The 9,144-nt window shown below is 40.1% G+C and carries 11 protein-coding genes; 6 read left to right on the top strand and 5 right to left on the bottom strand.

Translation table 11 applies throughout. From position 1 onward, the window contains the following. Positions 1-224: 224 nt before the first annotated feature. The 4 genes from Q4600_RS20925 to Q4600_RS20940 are packed head-to-tail and all read right to left on the bottom strand — an operon-like array spanning position 225 to position 3,813. Positions 225-779 carry a TlpA disulfide reductase family protein gene (locus Q4600_RS20925; RefSeq protein WP_248986265.1) on the bottom strand — a complete coding sequence of 185 codons (555 nt, stop codon included), beginning with the start codon at positions 777-779 and terminating at the stop codon, positions 225-227. Continuing rightward, positions 779-1,267: a heme lyase NrfEFG subunit NrfF gene (nrfF, locus tag Q4600_RS20930; RefSeq protein ID WP_102529599.1), complete on the bottom strand. Its 489-nt coding sequence runs from the start codon at positions 1,265-1,267 to the stop codon at positions 779-781. Before nrfF ends, Q4600_RS20925 begins: the two co-directional genes overlap by 1 nt. A 2-nt stretch (positions 1,268-1,269) precedes the next feature. Next, positions 1,270-1,821, bottom strand: coding sequence for a DsbE family thiol:disulfide interchange protein (locus Q4600_RS20935; RefSeq protein WP_102529600.1), 552 nt, complete (start codon positions 1,819-1,821; stop codon positions 1,270-1,272). Between the two features lie 15 nt (positions 1,822-1,836). Further along, the gene (locus Q4600_RS20940; protein ID WP_102529601.1) at positions 1,837-3,813 is read right to left on the bottom strand and encodes a heme lyase CcmF/NrfE family subunit; all 1,977 of its coding nucleotides are present in this window, start codon (positions 3,811-3,813) and stop codon (positions 1,837-1,839) included. 428 nt (positions 3,814-4,241) lie between these two features. Here Q4600_RS20940 and ccmI point away from each other — a divergent pair, with 428 nt between their 5' ends. After that, on the top strand, positions 4,242-5,504 hold the full coding sequence (gene ccmI, locus Q4600_RS20945; protein WP_229372197.1) for a c-type cytochrome biogenesis protein CcmI: 1,263 nt from the start codon (positions 4,242-4,244) through the stop codon (positions 5,502-5,504). A 60-nt stretch (positions 5,505-5,564) separates the two neighbouring features. Here the strand turns inward: ccmI and Q4600_RS20950 are convergent, their stop codons facing one another. After that, complete coding sequence (locus Q4600_RS20950) at positions 5,565-5,858, bottom strand: cytochrome c5 family protein (RefSeq protein ID WP_102529603.1); 294 nt, start codon at positions 5,856-5,858, stop codon at positions 5,565-5,567. Between the two features lie 323 nt (positions 5,859-6,181). Between Q4600_RS20950 and ccmA the strand changes: the two genes are divergently transcribed. From ccmA to ccmE, 5 genes are read left to right on the top strand one after another with little or no spacing between them, the layout of a single operon-like run. After that, positions 6,182-6,832 carry a cytochrome c biogenesis heme-transporting ATPase CcmA gene (ccmA, locus tag Q4600_RS20955; protein WP_102529604.1) on the top strand — a complete coding sequence of 217 codons (651 nt, stop codon included), beginning with the start codon at positions 6,182-6,184 and terminating at the stop codon, positions 6,830-6,832. 9 nt (positions 6,833-6,841) lie between these two features. Next, positions 6,842-7,528, top strand: coding sequence for a heme exporter protein CcmB (gene ccmB, locus Q4600_RS20960; RefSeq protein ID WP_102529605.1), 687 nt, complete (start codon positions 6,842-6,844; stop codon positions 7,526-7,528). Between the two features lies 1 nt (position 7,529). Continuing rightward, entirely contained in the window at positions 7,530-8,276 is a 747-nt protein-coding gene (locus Q4600_RS20965; RefSeq protein WP_102529606.1) for a heme ABC transporter permease, read from the top strand. Next, positions 8,276-8,473: a heme exporter protein CcmD gene (gene ccmD / locus Q4600_RS20970; RefSeq protein WP_102529608.1), complete on the top strand. Its 198-nt coding sequence runs from the start codon at positions 8,276-8,278 to the stop codon at positions 8,471-8,473. Before Q4600_RS20965 ends, ccmD begins: the two co-directional genes overlap by 1 nt. After that, positions 8,473-8,970, top strand: coding sequence for a cytochrome c maturation protein CcmE (ccmE, locus tag Q4600_RS20975; protein WP_102529607.1), 498 nt, complete (start codon positions 8,473-8,475; stop codon positions 8,968-8,970). The genes ccmD and ccmE overlap by 1 nt, the downstream gene beginning before the upstream one ends. Positions 8,971-9,144 lie beyond the last annotated feature (174 nt).

The raw sequence follows: 9,144 nt of genomic DNA on the forward strand, positions 1-9,144 counted from the left end.
TAAAACCGTCTCTAATCAACCTGACTCAGTGTTTCGCTATTGCGCTCTGCCGTGTCAGTGGATGCGCATTATAGGCAGATTCTGAAACACCGCAAGGGCTTTTAGTAATAAAAACACAAAAAAAAGATCGCTTGATGAGTTTTTCACCAAAAGCGATCTTTTTTAATCAATTTATACTGTCTTAGGCCTATTTAGCGTGCTCTAACACAATATAATTAGCGCTATTATTGGAATTGCTGCAAGAACTCTATCGCATTTTCATCATCCCAATCTACATATGTACGAACATATGCCACCAATTCACCTTCTTTATTCAAGATAAAGGTAGCTGGAATTGTATCTAATGGGAATACTTCACGTAGATTCTGTCTTGCATCATAGTAAGAGTTAAACGAAGGTAAGCCAATTGACTCTAAAAAAGGGCTGACTTGCTTCTTGCCTTCTGCATCTATCGAAATTGGCATCAATACAAAGTCATCTTTACTCAACGTTTGCTCTAAACGATCCAAAGCTGGTAGTTCTCTTACACAAGGTGGGCACCATGTGGCCCACATATTCACAATAACGACTTTTCCTTTATGTTCTTCAAAGTCGACTTCTTTACCTTCTGCATCATTGAATCCAATGTGTGCAATTGGAAAAGGATTCTCAAGGACATTTATTTTGTCCAATGTAGAATTGCTTACATGCTGCTGTTGCTTTTCCATTCCAGGATAAGCATTAACAGTGATAGTCACTGCTAATGCACTGAGCATGATCGCTTTGATCATGATATTCATTACTTATCATCCAGACTTTGTTTATTTTTCAACAAAGCTTCTAACTCATTACGATCAGCATCAGTCATTTCTGGTGCAGCTGTTGATTTACCACGTTGCTTACGAACTACAACGAGTGCTACATATAGTGCAATCAACATTAGAACAAATGGACCAAGCCACAGAATGTAAGTTTTAGGATCAAGTCTTGGCTTATAAAGAACAAAGTCACCATAGCGGCTTGTCATAAAATCTACAATTTCATCATTACTCTTGCCATCATCTACCATTGTGTAAACCTCAAGACGTAAATCTTGGGCAACTGGTGAGTTAGAATCAATTAAATTTTGATTTTGACATTGTGGGCAACGTAATTCATGCGCCAAACTTAATGCACGTTTTTGGTTATCAGCTGACTTAAATTCATATGTATCAACTGGTGTTGCCATGACATTGAAAGCCAAAACTAAACTTGCCATGAAGCCAACAAGTATTTTAAATGTCTTCATTCTTAAACTCCGTCTTGTTTCGCTTCAGCTTGCAACTCTTGGATCATTGGATAAAGCGTTTCGCTCCATACATTCCTGTCAATAGGACCTGCATAGCGGAAACGAATAATGCCGTTATGATCAACAATAAAACTTTCTGGTGCTCCATAAACCCCTAGGTCTAAACCTAAGCGTCCATCTTTATCAAAAATATTAAGCGTATAAGGATCACCTTCACGGCTTAACTCTCTAATTGCTGGAGCACGCTCATCACGATAGTTAACACCGTAAATCGGTAAAATATTTTGACGCGCTAACATCATTAAATACGGATGTTCATACTTACAAGCTGGGCACCAAGTTGCCCATACATTAATAAGTGACACTTCGCCTTTAAGATTTTCCTGCGTTAGCATTTCACCCGGTGTTTCGAGACGTTCAAGTTGGAAAGCCGGAACCGGCTTTCCTTCTAGTGCTGAATCGAGCTTTTGCGGATTTAAGAATAACCCCTGATATAGAAAAACTCCCATCCCCAAAAACAATACCAATGGTATAAACAGCACCAACTTTTTCATATTTTCTCCAATAAATTAAGCAGTCGCTAATTTCGCTTCTTTAGTGTCATCTTTCGCGGTTTTAGTTTCTTTCACGCGGTAGCGTTTATCTGATGCAGCTAAGAAACCACCGACCATCATGAAGATAGAACCAATCCAAATCCAACGAACAAACGGCTTGTAATTAAGACGTACTGCAAACTGAGTCATACTTAATGGGTCACCCATAGTGACATAAAGGTCACGAAATAAGCCCCAATCAATACCAGCTTCAGTCATGTCCATTGTACGCACATTATATTGACGACGATCTGGTCTTAATAATGTGACAAACTTGTCATCTTGATAAACTTCTATCTGACCTTGCTGAGCAGTGTAGTTTGGACCGACAACATTTTTAGTTTCAATGTAGTTAAAGGTATAACCAGCTAACTCTTCGCTGATACCTGGGCCCATACGTACGCTTTTCTCAATCGAGTAGTTTGACACCATAGTCGCACCAACGATTGAAACTGCAATACCCATGTGCGCAATTAGCATACCCGTTTCACTACGACCAATCTTATTCAGAGTAAATTTACCATTTACATCTGTAAGCAGGTTATAAGCCGCTCTGAATGTTGCAAGTGAAACCCAAGTTGCCATACCGATACCAAATACAACCCAAAGGTTTAATTCGTTACCAGCAATGAAAGGCGTTGCTAAACCAACTACTGCTGCAACAATTGCAGGGATAAGTAACTGACGTTTCAATTCACCCGCTTTAGATTTCTTCCAGCGAATAATTGGACCAATACCCATAAAGCCAAATAGTACTAATACGATTGGTACGAATACAGAGTTAAAATATGGAGGTCCTACAGAAATCTTACCCATACCTAATGCATCAATTAACAGTGGGTATAGCGTACCAAGTAAAACGGTACCTGCTGCCACAGTGAGTAGAACATTACAGACTAATAAGAATGTTTCTTTAGATTTTAATTCAAATCGTGCAGGGCTACTCATTTCACTTGCTCGTAGTGCGAACAAGGTTAAGGAGCCACCGATAGCTAAACCAAGCAATAGTAGAATGAACATACCACGGCTAGGATCTGCTGCGAATGAATGAACTGATGTTAGTACACCTGAACGCACGATAAATGTACCTAACAAGCTTAATGAGAAAGCAAAGATAGATAGCAATACTGTCCAGTTACGGAATGCGCCACGCTTTTCAGTCACGATTAATGAATGAACAAGTGCCGTACCAATTAACCAAGGCATGAATGATGCATTTTCAACTGGATCCCAGAACCACCATCCGCCCCAACCTAGCTCGTAGTATGCCCACCAAGAACCTAGAGAAATACCACCTGTTAGGAATACCCAAGCAGCTAATGTCCAAGGACGAGACCATCTTGCCCAAGCTGAATCTAAACGGCCACTCATAAGCGCTGCAATAGCAAATGCGAAACTAACCGCAAAACCGACATAACCTAGATAAAGCATTGGAGGATGGAAAATAAGCCCTACGTCTTGCAACATTGGGTTTAAGTCACGACCTTCCATAGGAATTGGGAAAATACGCTCGAAAGGGCTAGAGGTCAGGATCATGAATAATGAGAACCCAACAATGACCATTGCAAGTACTGCGAGTACGCGTGCAATGAACACTTCTTCCATACCTTTACTAAAGGTTGCAACCGCAGCTGCCCAAACCGTTAGAGAGAATACCCAGAAAAGTAATGAACCTTCGTGGCCACCCCATACAGCTGCAATTTTAAAGAAAATTGGTAGTTGTGAGTTGGAGTGATTTGCGACATAAGCCACAGAGAAGTCATCAACAGCAAAGCTATAGCCTAGGGTGATGACAGAAAGAGTGATAAAAAAGAACATACCGTAACAAATAGGCCAAGCATATCTTACGAGATACTGGTCTTTACGGGCTGCACCAAATAACGGCACGGTCATCAATAGAATGGCGAATGCCAAACCAATAATGAGCGAGAAGTGTCCAAGTTCAGGGATCATGGGTATTCCTCAATTTTAAAAAAGTTGTTCAAGCCATATAAAGGCTAAACAACGCATATCTATCATAATGCTTTAAAACAGTGATATTAACATTAGCTAATACGAATTTGCTTATATTTTAGTAGTTGCTGTTGTTTATGTCTGCCACTTTCGTGCAAAACTGGGTGACTTGTCTCATTCTCAAAAAAATAGAGAGTAAAAACACCCAGTTATCAACTGTTGAACATAGGACATAAAAAGTTCATTTAAGTTTCGTTTGTTTTTTTTATAGGTGATTAATCTGTGAACCAGTGCCCAACTATGACGATTCTGGTTCGGTTATATCGTATATTACTGTTCAATGAATCATCTTTACGTATAATCTAACTTCAAGTCAGGCGGCTAATCCGCTCTGTTTTTTCAGCAACCTAAAAGTGAATATTGAAACAATGACCACATTTTGGATATTTATTGCTCTTGTCGTCGTAATCAGTTTAATGCTGATTTGGGTCCCACATTTTCGTCAGCAAAAAATGTTAGCTGCTGAAGAATCAGGCGTACGTAAGCAAACAAACCTTGAACTATTTAACGAACGTGCAGCTATTCTAGAAAAAGAACTAGAAGATGGCTTATTAGATCAAACTGAGTTTGACGCACTAAAGAAAGAGCTTGAAATCGGCTTATTGCAAGATATGAAGCAAGATGGCGATGACTCTCTTGATACGAAAATTCAAGCTAAAGGGATCTTATGGCCATCATTTATGACCGTTTGTATTCTAGCTATTTCAGCGTACCTCTATCAATCATTAGGTGCTTACGAAGAGCTTGCTAACCCTCCACAAGCAGAGGCTAGCCCACATCAAGGCATGAGCAGCGAGCAAATTATGGCTCAACGCGTACAGATGATGGAGCAGCAAGTACAAGCAGATCCTGAAAACAGCCAAGCTTGGTTTAGCTTAGGTCATGCTTATATTTCAGCTAATCAATTTGATCAAGCAATTGCTTCATTTGATAAAGTGATGGAATTAGTCGGTACTGCAGCAGAATTACTTGGGCCTAAAGCAACGGCAATGTATTACAAGAATGGCCAAGAAATGAATCCTCAAATTCAGGCATTGGTTGATCAGTCACTGGCATTAGACGCACAAGACCCATCAACATTACTACTTGTTGGTATGGACTCATTCTTTACCGCTGATTACCAAGCAGCAATCAACGCATGGCAAACTATTTTAGATAGTGGCCGCAGTGACATTGATCGCACAGCAGTAATGAATGCAATCGAATCGGCTAACATGCGTATTCAAGCTGAAACAGGCGAAATGCCAAATGACAGCAACCACAACCCAATGACGCAAGCTGCAACAACAGCTAAAACCGTTGATGTTGAAATTGCGATTTCACCAGAATTAGCTGATCAAGTTAGCTCTACTGATATGGTATTTATCTTTGCACGTTCAACGCAAGGACCTAAAGTACCTTTAGCTGCAACTAAAATCAGTGCTAACAGCCTTCCTGTTACAGTGACATTAGATGACTCAACTTCAATGGGTGGTGACGTTAAACTTAGCAGTGCCCAAAATGTTGAAATTATCGCAGTGTTATCTAAGCACGGTAGTGTGAAAGCGCAAACTGGAGACTTGAAAGGTGTTGTTGCATCTGTTGCAGTCGGTGAAGAAGCTAAACTAATGCTTGATACTGTTGTTCAATAAACAGTTTTTATAGACATTAAAAAACCGGCTAGTAGCCGGTTTTTTTATGAGTATCTAAAATTACTTAGACATGAACTCAATCGCTTTTTGGTAATCTTCATCAGTACAATCAGTACACATACCACCTGGAGGCATAGCGCCTTTACCAGTTTTAATTGTAGAAATTAGTGTGTCCATACCCGCCGCTAAACGAGGCTCCCATGCAGCAGCATCGTGCGCTTTTGGTGCACCAGCAACTCCCATGCTGTGACATACTTGACACGCTTTGTTGTAAACTGCTTCGCCATCTTGAGCGAAAACGTTTGTAGACAAAGTCAATGCAGCAACTGCAGTCATTGCTAATAATTTTTTCATGTTCATCGTTCCTAATGCAAATAAATTCAAAGCTCAATGCCACCTTTCAAAGCAGGTAGACTTATTAAATCGTCATCAGATTACTACAAACTTCAATAAAACTCACCTTTTTGTGATAAGAATCTCACCTTCATACTCAAATTAAGACAATAAAACTGTATTGAGTAATATATTAGAGAATCATGAAAAAGTTCACATTAGATGTATTTTATTGGAACCACTTCAAATACCTAGCACATAGATGGGTTGAATGCTAAACCCTTAATTGTGTTTATGATAATATTGATTTTGTATTCATCCTCAACCCGTAAAAAGAGGGCTCAGTGACAGACAACAATCAGCAGCAAGTTTTAGTCAGGGCAAATGAACTGACGTGCATCCGTGAAGACCGTATTCTGTTTGATCAATTAAGCTTCGAAATTAATGCAGGTGATATTGTCCAAATTGAAGGCCCTAATGGTGCTGGTAAAACCAGCCTGTTGCGCATCATTGCTGGCTTATCTCGACCTTATGCTGGCGAGATTCAGTATATTGATACCGATATCAATCAATGTCGTGACGAGTTTAATGAAGATTTACTTTATCTTGGACACCTCGCTGGTGTTAAAAGCGAGTTAACAGCAAATGAAAACCTTAACTTCAATTTAAGGTTAAGTGGATATAATGATTTTGATAGTTATGATTTGCTCGCCAAAGTTAACTTAGGTGGCTTCGAAGAGGCTCTCGCTGGACATTTATCAGCAGGCCAACACAGAAGAACAGCCCTAGCCCGTCTCTGGCACACCAATTGTCGAATCTGGATCCTTGATGAACCATTTACAGCAATTGATAAAAAAGGTGTAGAAGAGTTGGAACAATTGTTTATTAAGCACACTCAAAGTGGTGGTTGCGTTATTATGACTACACACCAAGATATGAGTCTCATCACTGATGAAGTGCTTCGTAAGATCAAACTAGACTATCGCTTCGTATAAGGTACAACAATGAAAAGAGGCATCAGTTACACCCAAGCATTTCTGACATTGTTGCAGCGTGATTTAAAAATTGCGATTAGGCATCGTGGGGATATTTTTAATCCACTTTTATTCTTTGTCTTAGTCGTGACACTATTTCCTTTAGGAATTGGACCTGAACCACAGGTTCTGTCGCGCGTTGCACCAGGTATCATATGGGTTGCTGCATTATTGGCATCCATGTTGTCACTAGAGCGATTATTTAAAGCAGATTTTAATGATGGTAGCTTAGAGCAGATGCTACTAAGCCCACAGCCTTTACCAATATTGGTATTATCGAAAGTATTGGCTCACTGGATTTTAACTGGTGTACCATTGATATTAGTAGCACCTTTATTAGCAGTCTTGTTACATTTAGAAAGTAATAGCTATACTGCACTCATATTAACGCTAACTGTGGGCACGCCCGTCTTATCGTTACTTGGTGCAATTGGTGTGGCGTTAACTGTTGGGTTACGCAAGGGTGGAGTATTACTTAGCTTATTAATTTTACCACTGTATATACCCGTACTAATTTTTGCTACCAGCGCTATTGATGCTGCTGGTTTAAATTTACCTTATACCGGACAACTTGCCATTATTGGCGCCATGTTGGTCGGATCATTAATTATGGCACCATTTGCAATTGGTGCTTCATTACGAGTGAGTACAAACTGATATGTGGAAATGGCTTCATTCATACGCTGATCCCGAGCGTGCATACAAACTAGCATCAACGCTTTTACCTTGGTTTGCGTTTTCTGCCATCTTATTGATAAGTGTTGGAACCATCTGGGGAATGTTATTTGCCCCAATGGACTACCAACAAGGCGAGAGCTTCAGAATTATTTATATTCACGTGCCATCTGCTTCAATGTCTATGGCCGCATATATGGCGATGGCATCAGCCTCATTTGTCGGTATCGTTTGGCAAATTAAAACGGCTGACTGGGTAGCTGCATCAATTGCACCTATTGGCGCCGTCATTACCTTTATTGCGCTATTAACTGGTGCTGCATGGGGTAAACCTATGTGGGGCACATGGTGGGTTTGGGATGCACGCTTAACATCAGAACTAGTGCTATTATTCTTATACCTTGGTGTTATTTCTCTTTATGCATCATTTGAAGATAAAGTGCTTGCAGCTCGTGCAGCAGGCATATTAGCCATCGTTGGTGTCATTAATATCCCAATCATTAAATACTCAGTTGATTGGTGGAGTAGTTTACACCAACCAGCCACCATCAAAATCACCGAAAAATCAGCTATGCCAATGGAAATGTTAGCACCGCTGCTTATCAATATATTCGGTTTTGGCTTAATGATTGGTGCAATCACTTTGGTGCGCTATAAAGCAGAAATTTTAGCAAGAAATGGCATGCGCCCTTGGGTTAGAGAATTAGCAAAAGCGGAGGCATCTAAATGATCCAGTTCGAATCATTGTCAGAATTTTTAAATATGGGCGGTTATGCATTTTATGTATGGTTGTCATACGGTGTTACCTTCGGAAGCTTAGGGATCTTATTATTCTTAAGCCTTCGCCAGAAAAGATCCGTCTTACTCGAGATATCTAAAAAGATGGAACGAGAAGACCGCCTTAAAGAAACTAGGAGTAGTAGATAGTGAACTCTAGACGTAAAAAAAGACTCACACTTGCCGTCGCATTAATTGCAGGTGTAGCAGGTATCGCATCATTACTTTTGTATGCATTAAACTCTAACTTAAACTTATTTTTTACCCCTTACGAAATTGTAAACGGTAAAAAAGACACTGGTGAAAAGCCTGAAATTGGTCAGCGTATTCGAGTAGGTGGAATGGTAACTGTTGGAACAATGGTTAGAGATCCAGAAAGCTTGCACGTAGAATTTGAAATTCATGATGCTTTTGGTGGTGCAATTACTGTTACTTTTGATGACTTACTGCCTGATTTATTCCGTGAAGGACAAGGTATTGTCGCTCAAGGCGTATTAATCAAGCCTGACACTATCGAAGCAACTGAAGTACTGGCGAAGCATGATGAAAACTACATGCCTCCAGAAGTTGCTGAAGCCATGGGTCAAACTCATGAGAAGCTAGACTACTCTGAGCAAAAACAAACTGAAGGTTACAAATACCAATAAGTTTTAACGTTCATACTAGAATGCCAATCAATCGATTGGCATTTTTTTTATCTACTGAACGGCCAGCATTTCCAAATTATATTTCTACCATTTCATTTGAGCCAGTGAGCCAGTGAGCCAGTGAGCCAGTGAGCCAGTGAGCCAGTGAGCCAGTGAGCCAGTGAGCCAGTGAGC

Source organism: Shewanella sp. 2_MG-2023, assembly GCF_030548905.1.
Classification (GTDB): domain Bacteria; phylum Pseudomonadota; class Gammaproteobacteria; order Enterobacterales; family Shewanellaceae; genus Shewanella; species Shewanella electrodiphila.